We start from the raw sequence: 23,841 nt of genomic DNA on the forward strand, positions 1-23,841 counted from the left end.
CCAAAAAAACAACCAAATGAGTAACAAATCAACAAAAGGAATCTGGAAAGTAATTTCAGCTTCATCCATGGGTACCATGATTGAATGGTATGACTTCTATATCTTCGGAAGTTTAGCAGTGGTCATTTCGACAAAATTTTTCCCAGCCGATAACCCAACAGCTGCCTTCTTGGCAACACTAGCAACATTTGCAGTAGGATTCATCGTTCGTCCCTTTGGCGCATTATTTTTCGGTAGACTAGGAGACATTATTGGTAGAAAATACACTTTCATGGTTACCTTACTTTTAATGGGTGGCGCTACCTTTTTAATTGGCTGTATCCCAAGTTATGAAACAATAGGATTCGTAGCGCCATTATTAGTATTGGTACTAAGAATGCTCCAAGGCTTGGCTCTTGGTGGTGAATACGGAGGCGCCGCAACCTATGTAGCAGAGCATGCTCCTTTGGGACAAAGAGGTTATTGGACATCATGGATACAAACCACTGCTACAGTAGGATTATTTATATCGCTAATGGTAATATTGGCCACTAGAAATGTATTAACGCCAGAACAATTTGACGATTGGGGATGGCGCGTACCTTTTTGGGTTTCCATCGTAATGGTAGGTGTTTCTTATCTGATTCGTAAGAACATGGATGAATCACCTGTATTCGCGAAGGCAAAATCAGAAGGAAAAACAAGCACCAATCCATTAAAAGAAAGTTTTGGTAACCGATACAACTTAAAATTTGTTTTACTTGCTCTTTTTGGAGCAACTATGGGACAAGGTGTCGTTTGGTATACTGGTCAATTCTATGCGATGAGTTTCCTAAAAACAGTAATGACAATAGACTCCTCACAAGTAGATACACTTTTAGGAATTGCATTAATACTTGGCACCCCTTTCTTTATATTTTTTGGATGGCTAAGTGATAAAATAGGGAGAAAATACATTATGATGGGAGGAATGTTAATTGCTATTCTTTTGTATCGTCCCATTTACAAAGCAATGTTCGAAACTACCAACATAAAGAATAAAACAGAAATCATACAAAAAACAACTGTATTAGCCGAAACAAAGACCAATAAACAAGCTATAGACTCTGTATACACCACTACGAAAGAGTTTGAAGATGGAACTAAATGGGTAGAAACAAAAACTGTAGCTCTAGAAAATGGTGTCGCTAAAATCATTGATGGTAAGCCAAAAGTTGATACAAAAACAACGATTACAATTAACGAAAGCGACAAGTGGATGCTTATATTTTATATCTTTATACAAGTGATATTTGTAACCATGGTCTATGGCCCAATAGCTGCCTTTTTGGTGGAAATGTTTCCTGTAAAAATAAGATACACTTCTATGTCGCTTCCTTATCATGTAGGGAACGGAATATTTGGAGGATTACTACCCGCAATATCAACCTATTTAGTTACCAATGCAAAAGACGCAGGCCAATCCGATTATTATTTAGAAGGATTATGGTACCCAATAATCATTGCTTCTGTCTGTTTTGTGATTGGAATGATTTATCTTGATAATTCTAAAAAAAATAAACACATTTAATTCTTATTATTATGGATCAATTAAAAAGAGCTTTAGGTATGATATGGATTGCCTTAGCTATAGCAGCAGCCTATTTTTGTATTTTTGAATTTGGACTTCCCAAGTTTGCTTCTGGTAAACAAGAAGATTTAGTCTTCGGAATTATAATATTATGTGCTCTAACACCTCTTGTTGTATTAGGAATGGGGATTTTTGGGTATTATTCTCTTATGGGGGAATATGACCATTCTAAACGATAAGCAGTTGGGATCCGCTATTTCTTTCATCTAAAGAAATAGCGGATTTAATACAACTATTGCAATTGACAAATAAAAACCACTATGAAAAAAAGACACGAACAGAAATTTATAATTTTAAGTTTGCTATTATTTCTAGCAGTCAATTTCCCTTTGGTTTTATTGTTTGATAGTGAAAAGGATTTTTTGGGTTTACCCAAAATTTATGTATATCTATTTCTTGTTTGGTTATTTTCAATTGTAATGAGTTATATCCTTATCAAAAAGTATCATGAATAGTATTGGTCTTTTATTTGTATTAGCGATATATGTTTCGATTTTGTTCTTTATTGCGCATTGGGCAGAAAAAAAACAACACTTCAAATGGACTAATAATCCCTATGTGTATTCCTTATCCTTAGCGGTATATTGTACGGCGTGGACTTATTATGGAAGTATTGGTGTGGCTGCAAATTCAGGATTAAGTTATTTACCAATCTACATCGGACCAATAATAATTATTCCAGCTTGGATTTTGATTTTGAGGAAAATAATTCAAATTTCGAAAGTCAATAAAATTTCAAGCGTAGCCGATTTTATTTCGTTACGCTATGGCAATAGTAGATTTCTAGGCGCTCTAGTTACTATGGTATGTGTAATTGGAGTTTTGCCCTACATTGCTTTACAACTCAAAGCTATCTCGGATACGTTTCATATTGTAACACGAACACAATCTACAGAAAACATTTTTTTAGACACAACTACTTATGTATGTTTGGCCTTGGGGCTATTTGCTTCCTATTATGGCACTCGTTATGTGGATGCTTCTGAAAAAAGGCGCGGAATTGTTTTAGCAGTTGCTTTAGAATCTATTTTGAAATTAGTGTTTTTTATCATTTTGGGCTGTTATGTAACTTATGTTGTTTTTGACGGATTTGATGATATTTATACCAAAGCAGTAACGCTTTCAGACTTTAAAGAAAAAAACACGATTGGTAGTATTGAAAATGCCTTAAATTGGTTTTTTTTATGTTTGATTTCAATGTTCGCCATGTTTTTGTTACCCAGACAATTTCATACTAGCATTGTAGAAAACAATCATAGTAAACATCTAAAAACAGCTGCTTGGCTATTTCCATTGTATCTTTTGCTTTTCAACGTTTTTGTATTTCCAATTGCTTGGGGTGGCACAATTTTGTTTCACGGTCAAAATTTAAATTCGGATACTTTTTCATTATTAATTCCGCAATTCTTCAACAATAACACATTAACAGTCTTAGTATTTTTAGGGGGATTTTCGGCAGCTATCTCCATGATCATTGTTTCCTCTATTGCCTTAGCCACTATGGTCAGTAACAACCTTTTAATCCCCTATGGTTTCATTGGTTCATTAGAAAACAAATTACAAGAAAAAAACAGTAGTAGAATTGTAAATAGCCGTCGTATCGGTATTCTCGCCCTTATTGTTTTGGCTTATATTATTTACAAAGTGTTTATTTTAGACTATTCGCTCTATTCCATCGGTTTAGTTTCTTTTGTAGTTATTGCACAACTGGCACCCGCTTTTTTTGGGGCGCTTTTTTGGCGAAGAGGATCAAGCAAAGGAGCAATAACTGGCTTGTTTCTTGGCTTTATAACTTGTTGCTATACCTTAATCATTCCTTTTGCCTTGGGTATAAATGAAATTAGCAGCTCATTTATTCAAAATGGTCCATGGGGAATAACCTTACTAAAACCTTTTCAGCTTTTTGGTTTAGATTATTTAGATCCAATTCCACAAGCCGTTTTTTGGAGTTTATTCTTTAATTCAACAGGCTATATGATTGTTTCAGTGAGTTTTAAAGGCAACTATCGCGAACGCAATTATGCCGAAATGTTTGTCGATATTGAAAAATATAGTAGTAATTTAGAAAACGCCTTTGTATGGAAAGGAGTGGCTTATGTAGCCGATATTCAAAAAGTTTTGGAGCGATTTTTAGGAGAAGTAAGAACCAAAAGAGCGCTTTCCTTATTTCACACCAAATACAATATTGACAAAAATATTGTAACGGCTGATGCTAGGTTTATCAAATTTGCCGAAAATTTACTGACAGGACATATTGGAACAGCTTCTTCTAAAATACTTATTGCCAGCGTAGTCAAAGAAGAAAAAATAGCCTTGCCAGAAGTTTTAAGAATACTAGAAGAATCACAAGAAAATATTATTGTAAATAAAAAACTCAGTGAAACAACTAATGCTCTTCAAAAAACATCAGTGCAACTCCAACAAGCCAATCAAGAGCTTCGTAACAAAGATGTTCAAAAAGATGAATTCTTAGATACAGTTACTCACGAATTACGCACACCTATAACTGCCATCCGAGCGGCGAGTGAAATATTGCATGACGATGAAGATATCCCAACTGAAATGCGACAACAATTTCTTCAAAATATAATTTCGGAATCGGACCGTTTGAATCGTTTGATTGATAAAATTTTGGATTTAGAAAAATTCGAAACTGGAAAACAAAAAATTTATTTATCAAAAAACAATTTGACTGAAACCATCAATAAAACGCTACAGTCCTTGCAACAATTAATACAAAACAAAAAAATTAACGTCATATTTGAAACACCATCCCAAAACATCAGGGCGTTTTATGACGAAGAACGCATAATTCAGGTAGTGCATAATTTAATTTCTAATGCCATAAAGTTCTGTGCGCAACCTAATGGAGAAATAACAATTTCGGTTAGCGAGGAGCTATCATTTGTCGTTGTAAGCATCCACAATAATGGTAAAAAAATTAATGAAGAAGACTATGAAGCTATTTTTGACAAATTCTACCAATCCAGAAATCAAAATGTAAAAAAGCCTATAGGAAGCGGGCTAGGACTTGCCATTTGCAAACAGATTATCGAGCACCACAAAGGAAAAATATGGGCGTCTAATGCTAATCTAGAAGGCGTCACTTTTACTTTTACATTACCAAACTATAACACCTCTGAACCCATCAGTTTATGAAAAAAATACTCTTAGTAGACGATGAACCAAATATTCTAATGACGTTAGAATATACCTTTAAAAAAAATAACTTTCAAGTTTACATTGCGCGAGACGGACAAGAAGCGCTAGAAATATTGAAAGACCAACTTCCGGATGTCATCATTCTAGACGTGATGATGCCTCTAGTAGATGGATATGACACCCTAGAACAAATAAAAAAAGACCCACGATTAACACATTGCAAAGTGATTTTTTTAACGGCAAAAAACAAAGAAAAGGATATTGAAAAAGGGTTAGCTCTTGGCGCAGATCTCTATGTTTTGAAACCTTTTTCAATAAAAAAATTAATAGAGCAAGTACACGAATTGATTTAAAAAACCAAAAAAATACAACTATGAGTTATTTCAAAATCAACACCTTAGAAGAATACTTTAAACATTATAAAAAATCAATTCGAGAGCCTAAAAAGTTTTGGAACAAAATAGCTAGCGAAAATTTTGTATGGTATCAAGAATGGGAAAAAGTAATCGATTTTAATATGTCTCAAGCCGATATTAAATGGTTTGTAAACGCAAAAGTGAATATTACAAAAAATTGCATCGATCGTCATTTAGCAAAAAATGGTACTCGTACCGCTATTATTTTTGAGCCAAAAGATCCAAATGAGTCGGCGTTACATATTAGCTATAACGAGCTTTCTGAAAGAGTAAACAAGATGGCTAATGTGTTACAAAGTCAAGGAATTCAAAAAGGAGATCGCGTATGTATCTACCTCCCAATGATTCCTGAATTGGCGGTTGCTGTATTAGCATGTGCCCGAATTGGCGCCATACATTCTGTTGTTTTCGCAGGTTTTTCAGATTCAGCTGTCGCCGCAAGAATCAATGATAGTGAATGCAAAATGGTTATCACTTCTGATGGAGGATATCGCGGCAACAAAACCATTGACTTGAAAGGAATTATTGACGAAGCCTTAAAAAAATGTCCCTCTGTAACCAAGGTCTTGGTAGCCAAAAGAACAAACACACAAATTACTATGCAAGAAGGGCGAGACTTATGGCTACAACCTTTATTAGACAAAGCCTCGGATAATAATGTGGCTGAAATTATGGATGCTGAAGATCCCTTATTTATATTATACACTTCAGGTTCTACCGGAAAACCAAAAGGGATGGTACACACAACGGCTGGCTACATGGTTTATACCGCCTATACGTTCAAAAATGTATTCAATTACCAAGACAATGATGTGTTTTGGTGTACTGCCGATATAGGATGGATTACGGGACATTCTTATATTTTGTATGGGCCTTTGTTAAATGGAGCGACAACCGTTTTGTTTGAAGGCATTCCTTCTTATCCAACTTTTAGTCGCTTTTGGGAAACCATAGAAAAACATCGTGTAACTCATTTTTATACAGCGCCCACCGCCATTCGAGCATTGGCAAAAGAGAAACTAGAGTATGTACAAAAATACCCTTTGGCTTCGCTTAAAGTTATAGGTTCCGTTGGGGAACCTATTAATGAAGAAGCCTGGCATTGGTACAATGACCATGTGGGAGGCAAACGTTGTCCTGTCGTAGATACTTGGTGGCAAACCGAAACGGGAGGAATTTTGATCTCCCCTATAGCCTTTGTAACCCCCACAAAACCCACCTATGCTTCTCTCCCTTTACCAGGTATACAACCCGTTCTTATGGACGATAAAAGAAATGAGATTGAAGACAATCAAATAACGGGAAGTTTGTGTATCAAATTTCCGTGGCCTGGTATCGCACGCACCATTTGGGGGGATCATCAACGCTATAAAGAAACTTATTTTTCCGCATTTCCAGGAAAATACTTCACTGGAGACGGTGCCTTAAGGGATGAAGTTGGTTATTATAGAATCACCGGCCGTGTGGACGATGTGGTAATAGTATCGGGACATAATTTAGGTACAGCTCCAATTGAGGATGCCATAAATGAACATCCAGCTGTCGCAGAATCAGCTATTGTAGGTTTTCCTCATGATATAAAAGGAAATGCTTTATATGGCTTTGTCATTTTAAAAGAAACAGGAGAATATCGCGATCGAGACAATTTGAGTAAAGAAATTAATCAATACATATCAGATCATATCGGACCTATAGCAAAATTGGATAAAATACAATTTGTTAGTGGATTGCCTAAAACACGTTCAGGAAAAATTATGCGTAGAATTCTCCGTAAAATTGCTGAGGGGGATTTCTCTAATTTTGGTGACACGACCACTTTATTAAATCCAGAAATTGTCGATGAAATAAAAAATGAAAAACTTTAGTTTAAAAAAAAACGGTTGTCTCATGACTAATGAAACAACCGTTTTTATGTTTTAAAGTAACAAAGAACACTCAAAATAAATACACTATACTCCTCATGATGGATTGTACTTCTTTTTAAAACAAATTTTTAGCTTTTAATCAACTTCAAGACTTGTGTTTGATTTTTATCATTGTATGCTTTTACTAAATAAAAACCTCTACTCAAATCGTTTATATTAAACTGTTGATCAACAGACTTAATCGCATCAAATTGCTTTACTTTTTGACCTGATATAGAATAAATTTCAACTTTTGTGGTTTCAGTATTCAAGGTAAAATAGTTTGACGCAGGATTAGGATACAATTTTATGGTAGCTTCTTTTTCAAAATCGGCAATGGCCAAAGTAGCTGTTTTATTACCCAAAATTTTATATTCTCCTGGTTGCAAGGTAATCGTTTGATTTACGTCGGTAACATTTAAGGTCGTATTATCCATCAAATCATACCAAGTTCCTGTATAAGGAAAACCAGTGGCTACAGCATTGGCTACCACGCCAAAATTTGAAATAATCAACACGTCTTTTAACTCCGTATTTGCTAGTGCAGCATTGGTAATTTTAATATTTGGGGTAACACTATTTGTGCTAGAAATCGTTACACTGCCCAAAAATACTGGCTCATTGATTTTTAAAGTAATCATTTTTGCCCAGTCGTTATAAATCTTACCACGATCTGATGCACCTAACCAATTACCTGTCCATTGAGGTTGTGGTTTGGTATCTAATTTACAATCGCCAGCTGTAGCATCAGAAGGTGTATTCACAACTCCATTATTACAAGCAAATATGGACTGCTCCCAGCCTAGTTCACCAAAATGCCATATCATTTTTGGCCCTGGAACCAAAAGAGAAACTGCACCCAATGCCGACATTCTTGACAACGCAGTACTCAATGTTTTAACATTATAACTTCCAGCACTGTTTCCAAATTGTAGGTTTTTGTACATCAAACGTTCTTCATCATGACTTTCGGCATAACCCATTAAGCGTTGTCCAGCAAATCCTCTACTACTACTAGACATTCTTGCAATATTCTTGTTAGGCCAGCCCATCGTCAATTCATTGTACTCATCCGTCATTTTACCCCAAGTCATGATTCCTTTACTAATTGGGTCATTGATGCGATAATCCGCCCATTGTCTTTCCTCAGTATCTGTTCCTAAATGTTCGAAAATCACATAATGAGTAGGATCTAAAGACCAAGAATAATCAGCATACTCTTTCAAGACATCAACACGATCTTGCTGATAAGCATTAGTTTGTGTATCTGATCCTTGTGCATTTTGAGTAAACCCTTTGGTTAAATCCCAACGAAAGCCATCAATTTTAAATTCTTCTATCCATTGTTTAATAACACGTTTTACATAGTATTTCGTGCGAGCTTGCTGATGATTAAAATCTTCTCCTACACTATAACTATGTTTAGCCACTGTATTAAAATATGGGTTTTCTGTAGTTGGAGAACCGAACCCATCACCGTCAGGATCATTCATCCACATACGAACCATAGGATTTCTTCCAAAAGCATGATTCAAAGCCACATCTAAAATTACTGCTATTCCGTTTTGATGATATAAGTCAATAAGCTCTTTTAACTTCTCAGGTGTTCCATAAAATTTATCCAAAGCCATATGAAAAGAAGTATTATACCCCCAACTTTCGTTGCCTTCAAATTCCATTACAGGCATCAATTGAATAGCGTTTACCTTTAGATTCTTGAAATAATCAATTTTATCAATTAGGTCTTGATAATTTCTTTTGGCATCAAAATCACGAACCAACACTTCATAAACCACTAATTTTTCTTTAGCTGGTTTCACAAAATTAGTCGTTGCTTGACTCCACACAAAGGGTGTTTGACCTGTTTTAAACCATGTTACTTCTCTTTCTTGTCCAGAAGGATAGGCTGGCAAATTAGGAAAAGAAGCTGATGGAATTCCTGAATCATCATAAGGTGACAAAACCAAGGTAGAATAAGGATCCGCAGCTTTTACTAAACTTGGAGAACCTGCCAAAGGAGTTTGATCCACTACCCAATATTGGTAAGTATAATTAACTCCCGCAGTAAGTCCAGTTAGTTCTAACCAGAATTTAGTCGAACCAGCTGTTGCATCTTTTTTCATTGCATAAGCTGCAGTAGGTTGCCAATTATTAAAGCTACCTGCAACATATACAAAATCTTTTAATGGAGCATCCAACACCAAAGTAGCTTTGGTAGCATCATTCGGATTATAGTTAATTCCGTCTACTAAACCAGCTGGAATTGTCTGAGAAATTGTATTTGGATTTACCACTACAGCAAACCTATTTACAATTGTTGTTGTACCTTGAGTTACTTCTAATTCATAGTTTTGATTTCCAGTAATATTGGTATGATTAAAAGCATAACTAGCTGTAGCCGCAGCAGTATTGATAGATGTCCCATTGGCTTTCAAATTGTAATTCGCAACACCATTAGTATTTGAGGCTGTTATATTCAAACTACCTCCAGAGGCTAAAATAGTAGTACTGTTTTGAGCTGGTGTATTTAATGTTACTTGAAAAGAACCAACTTCAACTAAAATATCTTGGGATTTTTTATCCCCACTACCATCTTTTGCTTTAATTAAAAAACCGATTTTACCAATACCCGTTGCACTGTAATAAGTGGCTGGAGTAATTGTTTTGGTATAGGTATCCGAACCCGCATTATAGGTAAATCTTGCCGATTCATCTGAAGCAGTCCAAGAACCGTTTAATGGTGTTCCTTTAGGTGTAGTATCATTGGTGTCAAAAGCCCAAGCCCACATGTACAAAGCATTTCCTGTAACTCCCCACGCTGCTTCATTAATACTAGACCCATTGATGGTTATCGTAATTGAAGTAGTTTCTTCAAAAGTGGCAGGAGTAATAGTATACGAAACGTTTTGTTGCTGTGAAAAAGCAATACTACCTAGCAGGATGAACCCTAAAAGTAAAATTTTTCTCATTCTATTTGAATTTATAAAAAATTAATGAAAAAAAGGGTTGCCATAGAGACAACCCTTTTTATAACTACTATTATTTTATTGTTTTACTAAAGTGTAAGTGTAAGCTCTAGATTTACTTAAATCAAGAGTAATCTTATATGTACCAGCAGATGGAATTTTAATATTAGCACCATCACCTTCTAATATGTTATCGCCTCCATTATCACCAAAGTTACCAGGCCAGTCATTGTTTGGTCTAAATTTCAACTCATTTGCAGTTAAAGTAGCTGTAATTTCCCATGTATTAGTAGCTTTATCAAAAGTCATAGGAGTACTAGTACCCCATCCACCTGGTGTTGCATCTCCGATGATTCCCCAATCTTGTTTCAAAAGACTATAAGTTAATTTTTGAGTGTCAGCTTTCACATAATAATAACCAGCAGCAGCAGTAACATCTCCACCTTTAGCATCAAGAACTCCAGATCCACCACTTCCATATGCTACGTTAGCCCAATCAAATTTCAAGTTATCATCAGCTTCTAAAAATTTAAATCCACCATCTAAATAAGCATAACCTTCAAAGTCAGAATTACCTTTAGCAGAAGGTTTCATTTGATAAGCACTTGTCAATCCAGCTGGATTCCATCCTTGATGATTACCAACAAGACCTAATAATGGAGCAACTTTGAATGGGTTCACAGCAATCTCAATTGGATCTGAACCAATAACTTGTGTACCAACAACCGCTTTTACACGAGCAAGTACAGTTGTAGGAACGAATGGTGTCAATCCTAAATCAATGGCTGCTTTGTTTAAGTTATCACCAGTTACAGCAACATTATTAGTTTTAGAAGATTGAACTAGTTGAGGTTTTGTAAACTCTTTATCAGTCAATTTTGCAATTTCAACTTGGTAAGTAACAACTACATCAGCATTAAAATTTGCTGGTGCCCAAGCAAAACGATCCAATAATTTATCAGAAGTTGCTGGAGTAATTACATAACTAGAACCTGTTGTAGGAGCTGTTATTACAGGAGCGTCACTTGCTTCAATTACAGGACGATCTTGTACATCCTCAACACTACATGAGAACATCACTAGTGCAAATAAAGCTAAAATTAGTTTCGATATATTTTTCATTGTTTTAATTTTTTTTGTTAGTTAAATTAATATCCAGGGTTTTGTTTTAGTTTAGGATTTGCCGCAATTGAATTAGCAGGTATTGGAAATACATTTCTGAAAGAAGGAGTAGCAGTTCCAGTAGCAATACCACCTTTCCAAGGCCACAAGTAAGCACCGCCAGTAAATTTACCAAAACGGATTAAGTCTGTTCTACGATGTCCTTCCCAGTGTAATTCTCTTGCTCTTTCATCTAAAATAAAATCAAGATTCATTTCACCAAGAGAAATAGTTGGAGCATTAGATCTTGTTCTTAATGCATTTATATATTGTAAAGCAGTTGTATTGACACCACCTGCGCCTCTTAAATTACATTCAGCATACATTAAATAAGCATCAGCTAAACGGAAAATTGGAAAATCTGTATCCACGAAATCACCCGCCTTATCAGAACCTTGAACGCCAGCTTTGGTCAAATTACTAAACTTTTGAATAGCATAACCATCTTTAAAGTTACCAATTTCTTTGATTTCCTTAGATTGTCCATTTGTAAAGAAATTGCCTCTAACATCACCAGAAGTGCCATTAAATTTATTTACAAAAGCGGAAGTAGTTCTAATACCAGCCCATCCACCGTTAACTCCATAATTTTCTGGCTTCATATCTCCTCCAACAGAAGCATGAACCAAGAAGGTAGTACCTCCATAAGTTTTAGTATTCAAACCATCAAAAGCAATAGCAAAAATAAATTCATTTTGAGCACCATTGCTATCATTGTCTGCTAAAAACAAATCTTTGTAACTTGGATTAATTGAATAACCCGTAGCTATAACTTTATTAATTAGAGGCAGTGCTTCAGCGTATTTATCTGTTCCTATGTATGCTTTTGAATTCATATACAATTTTGCTTGCAACATCCAAGCTGCAGCCTGTCCAACACGATTTAATTCATTGGTCTTAGGCGCTTTTAAATCAGGTGTAAAAGCAGTAATCTCATCATCAATAAATTTAAAAATCTCTGCACTAGAAGCATAATCTGGATAGTAAAAAGTTGTTGGTGCGTTTTCTGTAACAATTGAACCTCCACCAAACGCATCTAATAAATGCCAGTAGGTCAAGGCTCTCAAAAAGCGAGCCTCTGCTCTATAAGTTTTAATTTCAGCAATTGTTGCTGCGTCTATTCCTCTAGTTGCTAATTTTTCATCTGTAGTTTGTCTCAAAAACTCGTTACAGTTTACAATTTGAAAAGAGAAACGAGCAAAAGTTGCAGCAATAAATGTATCCAATGAAGACCAGCTTTGGTTATGAAAATCATGTATTGTTCCATCATTCCAAGCAATAACTGCTTCATCAGTAGTTAATTCTTGCATTAACCAAAAACCTCTGATGTATTGACTGGCTCCTTCATCAATACCAGCAATATCACCTGATCCAGCTGGACCTTGTTGACCAGTTGTGGCATATCCTGCATATAATTTTGCTAAAAATTGTTTATAAGAAGTTGGATTCTTAAAAAATTCCTCTCCATTTACAGCATCATTATTGCCCTCAGGGGATTGATTTAAATCATTAGTACATGATGGAAATAAAACAACCATCATCACCAACATCAATCCTAATAATTTTATTGAGTTTTTCATTTTTCTTAAATTTGGATTAGAAATTAACGTTTAAACCTAACGTAAAAGTGATAGGTCTTGGGTATAAATTATTATCAATACCACCAGCTATCTCTGGATCAAGCCCTTCATATTTTGTAATTACAAATACATTCTGAGCTGCTAAAGTCAATTTTACCAATGACTTAGAATCTGGTTTTTGATTAAAAGTGTACCCGACACTAACATTATCCAAACGCAAGAATGCAGCATCTTGGATATAATAATCAGATTCATATCGTTTAGTATCATTAGTTGTGAAACCAGTTTCAAGTACATTTACTACTGAGTTAGATAAATCAGTATTTCTAATAAATACATTAGCTAAAGAACCTTGACTTGAATCTACATTATTGTACATATAATTACCCCATGAGCCTCTAAAAGCCGCAGTAAAATCCCAGTTTTTGTATGTCAAATTAGTATTAAATCCATAAAATACATCGGCTGCAGGTTTGTGGAAACGATATTTATCTTGTTCGTTTATTACACCATCTTGATTTCTATCAATAAATACTCCATCAAGAGGTTTTCCATCAGCTCCATACGCTTGTTCGTAAACGTAAAATGAAGATGGAGCATACCCAATTTGATGATTTTGAATAGTATTACCAGTTCCACCATCATACCCTCCTACATTATAGCCTGGAGAATTAGGATCATTGCTAGCCAATTTTGTTATTTCTGAATTTTGGAAAGTAATATTTCCTCCAATTGACCATTCTAAATCATCAGTTTTAACAGGAATAACACTTCCCGAAATTTCTATACCTCTATTTCTAATTGATCCAACATTGTAATTATCGTAGTTTGAAAAGCCAAAGAAAGGAGGATTTTGAGTGTATAACAGCAAATCTTTAGTATCTCTTTGATAAACATCAATTGTTCCAGTAATTCTGTTACTAAAGAATCCGAAATCAATACCAGCATTAATCGTTGTAGTTTGTTCCCATTTCAAATTACTGTTATAAGGCTGAGGCCTGAACGTTGCATAAAATACATTACCAAATTGGTATTGTGCTTGCGGATTAGATCCTAAATATAATGGTATAGAAGGATAACTCACACCTATATCTTGTTGACCTGTTATACCCCAACCTGCTCTTAATTTAAGTGTTGAAACAGCCTCTACTTCTTTTAGAAAATTTTCATCACTCATTTTCCATGCTAATGCAAATGCAGGAAAATTACTCCAACGGTTTTCTTTTGTAAATCTAGAGGTACCATCACGTCTTAATGAAGCGGTCAAAATATATTTATCCGCAACAGTAAAGTTGGCTCTCGCAAAGAAAGATTGTAAATTTACTCTTGAAGGTACAGAAATGTTTGGTGTATTCTGATTATTTTGAAAGTTTATCGAAAAACCTCCATTGTTATCTCTAAAGTCTTGATAAGAATAACCTCCTGTAACATCAAATTGAGTATTAATAGCTTCTACTTTTTTGTTATAATTAAAGTACAAATCCATTAACTTATTATTCCTTTTAGAAAAGTTTAAATAAGAATTTTTAAACCCTGACCCTGGTAATCCATTAAGGTAATTTGCGTCTGTATCTCCAAAAGAACGACCACTCAATTCATCATAACCAAAATTTGCTACTGCCTTTAATTCAGGTAAAAAATGTAATTTATAATCAATTTGTAAGTTACCAATACTTCTAAATGAAGTTCCATAATTATTTTGCTGTTCTATTAAAGAAACAGGGTTTTTTCCAGCCAAAGTATTAATTTGCGTTGGAGATAATAACCATTGAAAATAGGTTCCATCAGCATTCTTAATCGATTGCGTTGGATCAAAACGCACAGCTGATCCAATAGCACCTCTGTTACTATAGTCACTGTCCATAATTGAAGTGTTGTTTGATACTTGAATTTTCAAATGCTTATCAAAAAAATCACCAACCAATGCAGTTGAGATTGTTGATCTTTGCAGATTATCCTTTAACAAAATCCCATTCAAATTAGCATAACCAACAGAAGCTCTATAGGTAATATTATCAGCACCTCCACTTACAGATACGTTGTGATCTGTTCCTAAAGCCGTTCTATAAATCTCTTTTTGCCAATCCGTATTTGATGTACCCATCAAAGCAATTTGTGATGTATTACCTCTAGTATTTACCAAATCTCTAAATTGAGTTGGAGACAAAGCATCTACCGTTTTTGTAACTTCTGAAACTTGAAAAGTTGCATTATAATTCACTTGCAAATCACCAGCTTTCCCTTTTTTAGTAGTGATAATAATAACTCCATTTGATGCTCTAGAACCATAAATAGCGGTTGCCGAAGCATCTTTCAAAACAGTAATAGATTCAATGTTATTTTGATTAATTGTAGTCAATGGATTCCTCCCTCCACTAACTCCTCCTGCCGCTACTGGTACACCATCAATTACATACAAAGGGTCATTGTTTGCATTTAAAGAAGATCCACTTCGAATACGAATGGTTGCTCCTTCACCAGGAGAACCTCCTCCATTAGTAATTTGTAGACCCGCAACCTTACCTTGAATCATTTGGTCAGCTGAAGTAACTGGCCCCTTATTAAAGTCTTTTGCACCTAAAACAGTTACAGATCCTGTCGCATCTTTCTTTTTAACAGAACCGTACCCTACTTGAACTACAACCTCTTTCAATTCGTTTGCATCTTCTTCTAAAGAAGCATTCAATGCTGCTTGTCCATCATAAGTTAAAACAACATTTCTAAATCCTATGAAAGAAAATACAATCTTATCCCCTTTTTTAACATTGGATAATTTAAATTTACCATCAAAGTCGGTAGAAACACCATTTGCAGCTCCTTGTATATTTACATTGGCTCCTGGTATTGGTTGTCCTGTTGCTTTTTCAACAACAGACCCCGTAACAGTATTCTGAGCCAGAAGACTGAAAGGAAGGAGTAACAATAAAAATAACAACTTTTTATAAATTGTTTTCATACTTTTTGTTTAAATTAATGTTTAATTTTGGTTTTTAATTAAGCTTTTCTTTTACTTCGAATTTCAAAATTAACAGAATAATAACACCAACAACATGACAAAAATCAGATACGGTTACGAAAACGTGATAGTGTTGAAAACTTTGAAATATATTTATTATTTTTAACTAAATTTTACTATAAATAAATAAAAAACCTACTCTAAAATAGAATATCATTTTTTTAGAAAAACAACCGATGAAAAAAAAAGTAACATTAAAACAAATTGCGAAAGAACTGGATGTATCTATTTCAACTGTATCAAAATCACTGCGTAATAGTTTAGAAATTGGTGAAGAAACCCGTTTAAAAGTCCAAGCCTTTGCAAAGTTTTACAATTATAAACCCAACAATATTGCTTTAAGTTTAAAAAACAGAAGAACCAAAACTATAGGTATTATTATACCGGAAATTGTACATTACTTTTTCTCAACAGTAATTAATGGTATCGAACAAGTTGCCAACGAAAAAGGATACAGTGTTATCATTTGTCTATCTGATGATTCTTTTGATAAAGAAGTAATGAATATGGAATTATTGGCACACGGAAGTACTGACGGGTTTATTATGTCATTATCCAAAGAAACCCAATTCAAAAAAGATTTTCATCACATCACCGAAGTCATTGACCAAGGAATGCCTGTAGTGATGTTTGATAGAATAACCGATGAAGTACATTGCGACAAAGTCATCATAGACGACAAAAAAGCAGCCTATGAAGCGGTTGAATATCTGATTAAACTAGGAAGAAAAAGAATTGCACTAGTAACCACTGTAGATTATGTAAGCGTTGGTAAACTAAGAACTGATGGATATACCAAAGCTTTATTAGACAATTCGATACCTTTTGACGAACAACTCATCATTAAAATAGAAGATGTTGATACTTCCGAAATCACTATTGGCAAATTATTAGAAGACAAAGCCATAGATGCTGTATTTGCGGTTAATGAACTTTTTGCGGTTACTATTTTAAAAACTGCACATAAAATTGGACTCAACGTTCCAAAAGACCTAGCCATTATTGCTTTTACTGACGGAATTATATCCAAATACTCTACCCCAACCATTACTACCGTGAGTCAAAGTGGGGCCAAAATGGGTAAAAAAGCAGCCGAAATGCTCATTCAAAGACTAGAGTCTGAAGAACATGATGATGAAGATGAAATCTACAAAACCGAAATAATAGAAACTCATTTGATCGAAAGAGAATCTACTGATTAAATTGATGATTTATCAACAAAAAACGTTGGAGTACTAATTATTTACTTGAGAACTAAACCCTCAAGTAAATAATTCTCTATATTTACACTTGTCAAAACTTTTTCTTTTACTTCGAAAATTAAGTAAAGTTTTGTTCTTTATTGTTTCCTTCCACATTGATTATATTTTAAATCAATTCTCTTCGGAAACATTTCCTAATCAACCAAACCTTGCTTAACAAAAGCAAAACAAACTTATTTTTTTGTAACTTTCAAATTTCTAATTAATTAGGAAAGATACTGAATAAATTTGACTGAAAGAATACTTTGGTATAGGTATGAATTCTAATGGTACTCAAAATTTTCAATACTTCTATAATCTATAATTGATAGATTTTTAGACTAGTTTTTTAAAATTAAGCACCCCATTAAAAAAGAAATAATATTACCAAACTATGCCTTCAAGTTTAAAACGAATAAGCTTGTGCAAAAACAGCATTAGACCTAAACAAACACGATAGCGTTTGTAATATTTAACTTTTAAAATGGATCATATGGAAAAACCAAAATTAAGTTTTTGGCAAATTTGGAATCTAAGTTTTGGCTTTTTGGGAGTACAAATTGGGTACTCACTTCAAAATGGAAATACCAGTAGAATTTTAGAAGCTCTTGGAGCAGATGTTCACAGTATTGGATATTTTTGGTTAGCAGCCCCATTGGCGGGACTAATTGTTCAGCCAATCATTGGACTTTCGAGCGATAAAACTTGGACCAAACTTGGACGAAGAATCCCATTTATATTTTTTGGAGCAATAGTATCGGCACTAGCTATGTTTTTTATGCCTAATGCTGAGTATTTTGCTTATTTGTTACCTCCATTGTTTTTTGGAGGATTAATGTTATTATTGATGGACACATCCTTTAATGTGACTATGCAACCTTTTAGAGCCTTGGTGGGCGACATGGTTAATGATGACCAACGCAACTTAGGGTATTCGCTCCAAAGTGCTTTAATTAATTTTGGAGCAGTATTTGGCTCTTTACTTCCATGGATTTTAACCAAATCAGGAATTGCAAATGTTCCTGCTCCAGGTGAAAAAGTAGCCGACTCTGTAATTTGGTCGTTTTATATTGGAGGCACTATTTTATTATTGAGTGTGCTTTGGACAGTATTCAAAACCAAAGAATATGCCCCAAAAGAACATGCGCTTTACAACAAAATTGACTTGGATGCTGAGGTTAAAAAAGAAAAAACAAACATTATCAAACTTATTACTACTGCCCCAAAAATCTTTTGGCAGCTAGGGTTCGTACAATTTTTTTCTTGGTTTGCTTTGTTTTTAATGTGGGTATATACTACGCGAGCTATTGCCAATCAGGTTTGGGGTCCCGATGCACTCGATGCAAAATCAGTAGGATTTAATGAAGCAGGAGATTGGACAGGTGTTTTATTTGCCTTTTACAGTGCAGTAGCCGCTATTTATTCGCTACTTATACCTTCTATTGCAAAATCTATTGGGCGTAAAAAAACATATTCTTTCTCTCTAATATTAGGAGGCTTAGGATTAATATCCATGTTTTTAATAGAAGACAAAAATACATTACTATTATCTATGGTTGGCGTTGGATTAGCTTGGGCAGCTATTTTAGCTATGCCCTATGCCATGCTTTCTGGATCATTACCCGCAGATAAAATGGGAGTTTATATGGGATTATTCAATGCCACGATTACTTTACCACAAATTGCAGCAGGATTATTAGGAAGTACTTTGATTGCCCTTTTTGGAGGTTTCCCAATGGCCATTATTGTTATTGCTGGAACTTCAATGTTGATTGCAGGCTTAGGAGTTATTTTCATTAAAGAGAAAAACACAGGCCACTAAAATATATTTTAAAATGAAAAAGAAAAAAGGATTTATTTTCGATTTAGATGGTGTAATTGTAGATACTGCAAAATACCATTATTTAGCTTGGAAGAAAATTGCCGACAGCTTAAATATCGAATTTACACACGAACATAATGAATTATTAAAAGGAGTTAGCCGAGTACGATCACTAGACATTATATTAGAACTAGGAGACGTACAAACTACTCAGGAACAAAAAGAGCTATGGTTGGTTCAAAAAAATGAAGAGTACCTTTCTTACCTAGTAGACATGGACGAAAGCGAGATTCTTCCCGGAGTATTGCCTGTTTTGAACTACCTCAAAGAAAACAAACAATTTATTGCATTGGGATCGGCCAGTAAAAACGCTAGACCTATTCTAGAAAAAACAGGAATACTATCCTACTTTGATGCCATTGTAGACGGAAATGATGTCTCGAATGCAAAACCAGATCCCGAAGTGTTTTTGATTGCAGCAAAATTATTAAATACTTCTCCTTCAGAAGCTATTGTTTTCGAAGATTCTGTAGCGGGAGTTCAAGCTGCTAATATTGCTAACATGACGAGTATTGGAATTGGCGATGATACTATTTTGTATGAAGCGCAACACAACTTTAAAGACTTTACCTTTATTGGAACTCCATTTTTGAGCGAGCTAATCGAAAAATAAAGAGTTTTTTAATCTTTAAAAGCCTACAGTAAATAACAATAGAAATTAAAATAAATTAAAATGAACCAAGATTATATAAAACCAGACAATTGGTCCATCATTGAAGAAGAATTTGATGTCGAAAGAGTAAAATCATCCGAAAGTCTTTTCAGTATAGGAAATGGCGCTATGGGACAAAGAGCGAATTTTGAAGAAAGTTACTCCGGACCAACTTTTCAAGGAAGTTATATTGCTGGAATTTACTACCCAGATAAAACTAAAGTGGGGTGGTGGAAAAACGGATACCCAAAATACTTTGCCAAAGTATTAAATGCCCCAAACTGGATTGGAATTGATATAGAAATTAATGGTGAAAATTTTGATTTATTTACTTGTTCTCAAGTTAAAAATTTCAAAAGAGAATTAAACATGAAAGAAGGATGGTACAACCGTTCCTTCGAAGCTACTTTGGCCAACGGAACTGAGATTGCTGTAAATGTGCGTCGTTTTTTAAGTTTAAATTTAGACGAAGCAGGATTCATTAATTACGAAATCACTCCACTAAACAAAGACGCAAAAATAGTTTACAAACCCTATATTGATGCAGGAATAACCAATGAGGATGCCAATTGGGAAGAAAAATTTTGGGAACCATTAGAAGTTAAAAAAGCGACTCATGATGCTTTTGTAACCGCTCAAACTTTCAAAACACATTTTAAGGTCACCACTTTTATGCACAATACCATTTTGATTAATGGTGTTGCTTCTCACATTTCTGCTTCATCTATTGAATCTACAAACGACAAAGTACAGTACACATATGATACATTGGTGGCTAAAGGAGAAGTATCTTCTATCCAAAAAATTGGTGGTTATACCGTTTCTTTAAACCATGACAATACATTAGCGGCTGCCGAAAAAGTAATCCAAACGGCTTTAACTAAAGGATACGAGTTGTTGTTACAAGAACAAATTGAAGCTTGGGCTAAAATTTGGGAAATGTCGGACATCACTATCGCAGGTGATGTAAAAGCACAACAAGGTATTCGTTTTAATATTTTCCAACTGAATCAAACCTATCTAGGAAAAGATTCTCGCTTAAACATTGGGCCAAAAGGATTTACCGGAGAAAAATATGGTGGATCAACGTACTGGGATACTGAAGCCTATTGCATTCCGTTTTACATGGCGACCAAAGACCAAGAAGTAGCGCGCAACTTATTGACGTATCGCTATAATCAATTGGACAAAGCCATCGAAAATGCTAAAGATAATTTAGGATTCAAAAACGGAGCTGCTTTATACCCAATGGTTACCATGAATGGAGAAGAGTGCCACAACGAATGGGAAATTACGCATGAAGAAATTCACCGTAATGGAGCTATCGCTTTTGCCATTTTTAATTACTACCGCTTTACAGGAGATTATTCTTATATCCCTGAAAAAGGATTAGAAGTTTTGATTGGAATCGCTCGTTTCTGGCACCAAAGAGCTTCTTTCTCAAAAGACAAAAACCAATTTGTTATTCTAGGAGTAACTGGACCTAACGAATATGAGAACAACATTAATAATAACTTCTACACCAATTATATTGCTAAATGGTGTATTGATTATACTTACGAACAAATCCAAAAAGTAGCGACTGAGTACCCATCAGACCACAAACGTGTGATTGAAAAAGTAACTCTATCGGATGCTGAATTACAAGATTGGAAAAAAGTTGCTGGCAATATATATTTTCCAAAATCAGAAGAATTAGGGATTTACTTGCAGCAAGATGGTTTCTTAGACAAAGATTTGGTTCCAGTAAAAGACCTAGACAAATCACAACGACCAATCAATCAAAAATGGTCTTGGGATAGAGTATTGCGTTCACCATACATCAAGCAAGCGGACGTTCTTCAAGGATTCTATTTCTTCGAAGATCATTTTACTACCGAAGAATTAAGAAAGAATTTTGAATTTTATGAATCATTTACAGTTCACGAAAGTTCTCTTTCGCCATGTGTTCACTCTATCCAAGCGGCTAAATTAGACAAAATGGATATGGCTTATGCTTTCTATCTAAGAACTTCTCGTCTAGATTTAGATGACTACAACAAAGAAGTGGAAGAAGGCTGCCACATCACCTCTATGGCAGGAACATGGATGAGTATTGTAGAAGGTTTTGGAGGAATGCGTATCAAAAATGACGCCTTACATTTTGCTCCAAAAATCCCAAAAGAATGGGAAGGTTATTCCTTTAAAATTAACTTCAGACACCAAATAGTAAAAATTGATGTTAGTCATACTGAAACTCAATTTTCATTAGAAGGTGACAAAGAACTTACTGTTTTTGTAAACGGAAACGCCATTGTGGTTCAACCCAATCAGTTAGTAAAAAACTAGACGGTTCAAAAACAAATACTAACCCTTTCAGAGTTTACTTTGAAAGGGTTTAAAATTTATATAAAAATGAAAAAAATACTCCTATTTTGTCTTATCATGACTAGTCCATTATTCGCTCAAATTAGTAGAGTGGAACCCCCATTTTGGTATACTGGAATGCATAAATCAGAAGTTCAAATCTTATTTTATGGCAAAAATATTGCCGAAAATGAGGTTTCAGTTTCGAATAACATTCCCATAAAAGAAATCAAAAAAACTGAAAATCCTAATTATCTTTTTGTCACTATTGACACCAAAAACATTCCTGCTCAAGAACTTCTCTTCACATTCAGCAAAAACAAAAAAACAAGTTTTACAAAAAAATATAGTATTAAAGAAAGAAAAACAAATTCTTCACAACGCAAAGGTTTTGATGCCTCAGATGTCGTTTACCTTATCATGTCGGATCGTTTTGCAAATGGTAACCCAAAAAATGATAGCGATCCAACTGTTACTGAAAAATACGACCGAACTAAACCAGGCGGGAGACATGGAGGCGATATCGCAGGGATGATTCAGCATTTAGACTATATCAAAGAACTTGGGGCTACAGCAATATGGCCAACTCCTCTTTGTGAAGACAATGACAAAGCTTATTCGTATCATACCTATGGTCAATCTGATGTATACAAAATTGACCCAAGATTTGGCACCAATGAAGAATATGTTCAACTGGCGGCAGAATTACACAAACGAGACATGAAATTAATCATGGACTACGTGACCAATCACTGGGGAGCCGAACACTGGATGATCAAAGATTTACCAACTTATGATTGGTTACATCAATTTCCGGGTTACGCACAAACCAATTATAAAATGACCACTCAATTTGACAGCAATGCATCAAAAATAGACGCCAAAATGTGTATGGATGGCTGGTTTGTAAAATCAATGCCAGATTTAAATCAATCCAATCCTCTAGTTTTAAACTATCTTATTCAAAATGCAATTTGGTGGATAGAATATGCCGATTTAGATGGTTTTAGAGTAGATACATACTCCTACTGCGACAAAGAAGGGATCTCCAAATGGACCAAAGCCATTACAGACGAATACCCCAACTTCAACATTGTGGGCGAAGTTTGGATGCACCAACAAGCGCAAATGGCATATTGGCAAAAAGACAGTAAAATAGGTGCGATACAAAATTACAATTCGTACTTACCCTCAGTAATGGATTTTACTTTACATGATGCCGTGAGTACTGTATTCAACGAAAACGAGGCATCTTGGGACAAAGGAATAGTGAAAGTATATGATAATTTTACTAACGATTTTCTGTATCCAAACATCAATAACATTCTAACTTTTGTAGAAAATCACGATACGATGCGTTTCAATGAAATCTACAAAAATGATTTTAAAAAGTACCAAATGGCTATGACGCTATTAGCTACCAGTAGAGGGATTCCACAACTTTATTATGGTTCTGAAATTGGAATGGCAGGAAATAAAGACAAAGATGGTGATGCAGCTATTCGTCAGGACTTCCCGGGAGGCTGGAAAGGAGATACAAATAATGCTTTCTCAGCTTCAGGAAGAACGCCAGAACAAGAAAAATTCTTTGTGTTTACTTCCAAATTATTCCAATGGCGAAAAACCAATGACGCCATTCATTTTGGCAAAACAACCCACTACATCCCAGAAAACAATGTCTATGTCTATTTTAGACACACGGACAAAAAAACAGTTATGGTTGTTTTGAACAATAACAGCAAATCTCAAACAATAAATTTAGCCCGTTTTAAAGAAAACCTTCAAAACACCACTTCCGGAAAATCAGTGTTAGACAACAAAACAATCGATTTGACCAAAGAACTTACTCTCGAAGGAGAAACCGCTATCATTTTAGAACTCAATTAAAAAGGAGCTTCTTTATTAT

Annotated in this window: 14 protein-coding genes; 10 read left to right on the top strand and 4 right to left on the bottom strand. The window is 34.7% G+C overall.

Features of this window, described 5'->3' with window-relative positions; translation table 11 throughout:
* Positions 1-16 precede the first annotated feature (16 nt).
* From WFZ86_RS05710 to acs, 5 genes are all read left to right on the top strand, one after another.
* Positions 17-1,549, top strand: coding sequence for an MFS transporter (locus WFZ86_RS05710; RefSeq protein ID WP_342691045.1), 1,533 nt, complete (start codon positions 17-19; stop codon positions 1,547-1,549).
* 11 nt (positions 1,550-1,560) lie between these two features.
* Entirely contained in the window at positions 1,561-1,788 is a 228-nt protein-coding gene (locus WFZ86_RS05715; protein WP_342691046.1) for a DUF6814 family protein, read from the top strand.
* 268 nt (positions 1,789-2,056) lie between these two features.
* On the top strand, positions 2,057-4,768 hold the full coding sequence (locus tag WFZ86_RS05720; RefSeq protein WP_342691047.1) for an ATP-binding protein: 2,712 nt from the start codon (positions 2,057-2,059) through the stop codon (positions 4,766-4,768).
* Positions 4,765-5,124, top strand: a complete 360-nt coding sequence (locus tag WFZ86_RS05725) for a response regulator transcription factor (protein WP_315171006.1) — start codon at positions 4,765-4,767, stop codon at positions 5,122-5,124. Before WFZ86_RS05720 ends, WFZ86_RS05725 begins: the two co-directional genes overlap by 4 nt.
* Positions 5,125-5,144: 20 nt before the next feature.
* A complete protein-coding gene (gene acs / locus WFZ86_RS05730; protein WP_342691048.1) occupies positions 5,145-7,052 on the top strand; it encodes an acetate--CoA ligase in 1,908 nt (635 codons plus the stop codon).
* 128 nt (positions 7,053-7,180) lie between these two features.
* On the opposite strand, the gene WFZ86_RS05735 is transcribed toward acs, so the two are convergent.
* The 4 genes from WFZ86_RS05735 to WFZ86_RS05750 form a co-directional block, all read right to left on the bottom strand.
* Positions 7,181-10,060, bottom strand: a complete 2,880-nt coding sequence (locus WFZ86_RS05735) for an alpha-amylase family glycosyl hydrolase (RefSeq protein ID WP_342691049.1) — start codon at positions 10,058-10,060, stop codon at positions 7,181-7,183.
* Between the two features lie 75 nt (positions 10,061-10,135).
* On the bottom strand, positions 10,136-11,179 hold the full coding sequence (locus WFZ86_RS05740) for a SusE domain-containing protein (RefSeq protein WP_342691050.1): 1,044 nt from the start codon (positions 11,177-11,179) through the stop codon (positions 10,136-10,138).
* Between the two features lie 26 nt (positions 11,180-11,205).
* Complete coding sequence (locus tag WFZ86_RS05745) at positions 11,206-12,798, bottom strand: RagB/SusD family nutrient uptake outer membrane protein (RefSeq protein WP_342691051.1); 1,593 nt, start codon at positions 12,796-12,798, stop codon at positions 11,206-11,208.
* Between the two features lie 16 nt (positions 12,799-12,814).
* Positions 12,815-15,754, bottom strand: a complete 2,940-nt coding sequence (locus tag WFZ86_RS05750; RefSeq protein WP_342691052.1) for a SusC/RagA family TonB-linked outer membrane protein — start codon at positions 15,752-15,754, stop codon at positions 12,815-12,817.
* A 236-nt stretch (positions 15,755-15,990) separates the two neighbouring features.
* Here WFZ86_RS05750 and WFZ86_RS05755 point away from each other — a divergent pair, with 236 nt between their 5' ends.
* From WFZ86_RS05755 to WFZ86_RS05775, 5 genes are all read left to right on the top strand, one after another.
* Positions 15,991-17,016, top strand: a complete 1,026-nt coding sequence (locus tag WFZ86_RS05755) for a LacI family DNA-binding transcriptional regulator (protein ID WP_342691053.1) — start codon at positions 15,991-15,993, stop codon at positions 17,014-17,016.
* A 532-nt stretch (positions 17,017-17,548) separates the two neighbouring features.
* The gene (locus tag WFZ86_RS05760) at positions 17,549-18,877 is read left to right on the top strand and encodes an MFS transporter (RefSeq protein WP_342691054.1); all 1,329 of its coding nucleotides are present in this window, start codon (positions 17,549-17,551) and stop codon (positions 18,875-18,877) included.
* A gap of 13 nt (positions 18,878-18,890) precedes the next feature.
* Positions 18,891-19,550, top strand: a complete 660-nt coding sequence (gene pgmB / locus WFZ86_RS05765; protein WP_342691055.1) for a beta-phosphoglucomutase — start codon at positions 18,891-18,893, stop codon at positions 19,548-19,550.
* Between the two features lie 60 nt (positions 19,551-19,610).
* A complete protein-coding gene (locus WFZ86_RS05770; RefSeq protein WP_342691056.1) occupies positions 19,611-21,917 on the top strand; it encodes a glycoside hydrolase family 65 protein in 2,307 nt (768 codons plus the stop codon).
* A gap of 66 nt (positions 21,918-21,983) precedes the next feature.
* On the top strand, positions 21,984-23,822 hold the full coding sequence (locus WFZ86_RS05775; RefSeq protein ID WP_342691057.1) for a glycoside hydrolase family 13 protein: 1,839 nt from the start codon (positions 21,984-21,986) through the stop codon (positions 23,820-23,822).
* Positions 23,823-23,841 lie beyond the last annotated feature (19 nt).

The organism is Flavobacterium polysaccharolyticum (genome assembly GCF_038739875.1).
Classification (GTDB): domain Bacteria; phylum Bacteroidota; class Bacteroidia; order Flavobacteriales; family Flavobacteriaceae; genus Flavobacterium; species Flavobacterium polysaccharolyticum.

What these genes read in the sequence shown, in the direction of transcription:
- WFZ86_RS05710 (WP_342691045.1), top strand. Translation starts at nt 17, where the DNA reads ATGAGTAACAAATCAACAAAAGGAATCTGGAAAGTAATTTCAGCTTCA.
- WFZ86_RS05715 (WP_342691046.1), top strand. Translation starts at nt 1,561, where the DNA reads ATGGATCAATTAAAAAGAGCTTTAGGTATGATATGGATTGCCTTAGCT.
- WFZ86_RS05720 (WP_342691047.1), top strand. Translation starts at nt 2,057, where the DNA reads ATGAATAGTATTGGTCTTTTATTTGTATTAGCGATATATGTTTCGATT.
- WFZ86_RS05725 (WP_315171006.1), top strand. Translation starts at nt 4,765, where the DNA reads ATGAAAAAAATACTCTTAGTAGACGATGAACCAAATATTCTAATGACG.
- acs (WP_342691048.1), top strand. Translation starts at nt 5,145, where the DNA reads ATGAGTTATTTCAAAATCAACACCTTAGAAGAATACTTTAAACATTAT.
- WFZ86_RS05735 (WP_342691049.1), bottom strand. Translation starts at nt 10,060, where the DNA reads ATGAGAAAAATTTTACTTTTAGGGTTCATCCTGCTAGGTAGTATTGCT.
- WFZ86_RS05740 (WP_342691050.1), bottom strand. Translation starts at nt 11,179, where the DNA reads ATGAAAAATATATCGAAACTAATTTTAGCTTTATTTGCACTAGTGATG.
- WFZ86_RS05745 (WP_342691051.1), bottom strand. Translation starts at nt 12,798, where the DNA reads ATGAAAAACTCAATAAAATTATTAGGATTGATGTTGGTGATGATGGTT.
- WFZ86_RS05750 (WP_342691052.1), bottom strand. Translation starts at nt 15,754, where the DNA reads ATGAAAACAATTTATAAAAAGTTGTTATTTTTATTGTTACTCCTTCCT.
- WFZ86_RS05755 (WP_342691053.1), top strand. Translation starts at nt 15,991, where the DNA reads ATGAAAAAAAAAGTAACATTAAAACAAATTGCGAAAGAACTGGATGTA.
- WFZ86_RS05760 (WP_342691054.1), top strand. Translation starts at nt 17,549, where the DNA reads ATGGAAAAACCAAAATTAAGTTTTTGGCAAATTTGGAATCTAAGTTTT.
- pgmB (WP_342691055.1), top strand. Translation starts at nt 18,891, where the DNA reads ATGAAAAAGAAAAAAGGATTTATTTTCGATTTAGATGGTGTAATTGTA.
- WFZ86_RS05770 (WP_342691056.1), top strand. Translation starts at nt 19,611, where the DNA reads ATGAACCAAGATTATATAAAACCAGACAATTGGTCCATCATTGAAGAA.
- WFZ86_RS05775 (WP_342691057.1), top strand. Translation starts at nt 21,984, where the DNA reads ATGAAAAAAATACTCCTATTTTGTCTTATCATGACTAGTCCATTATTC.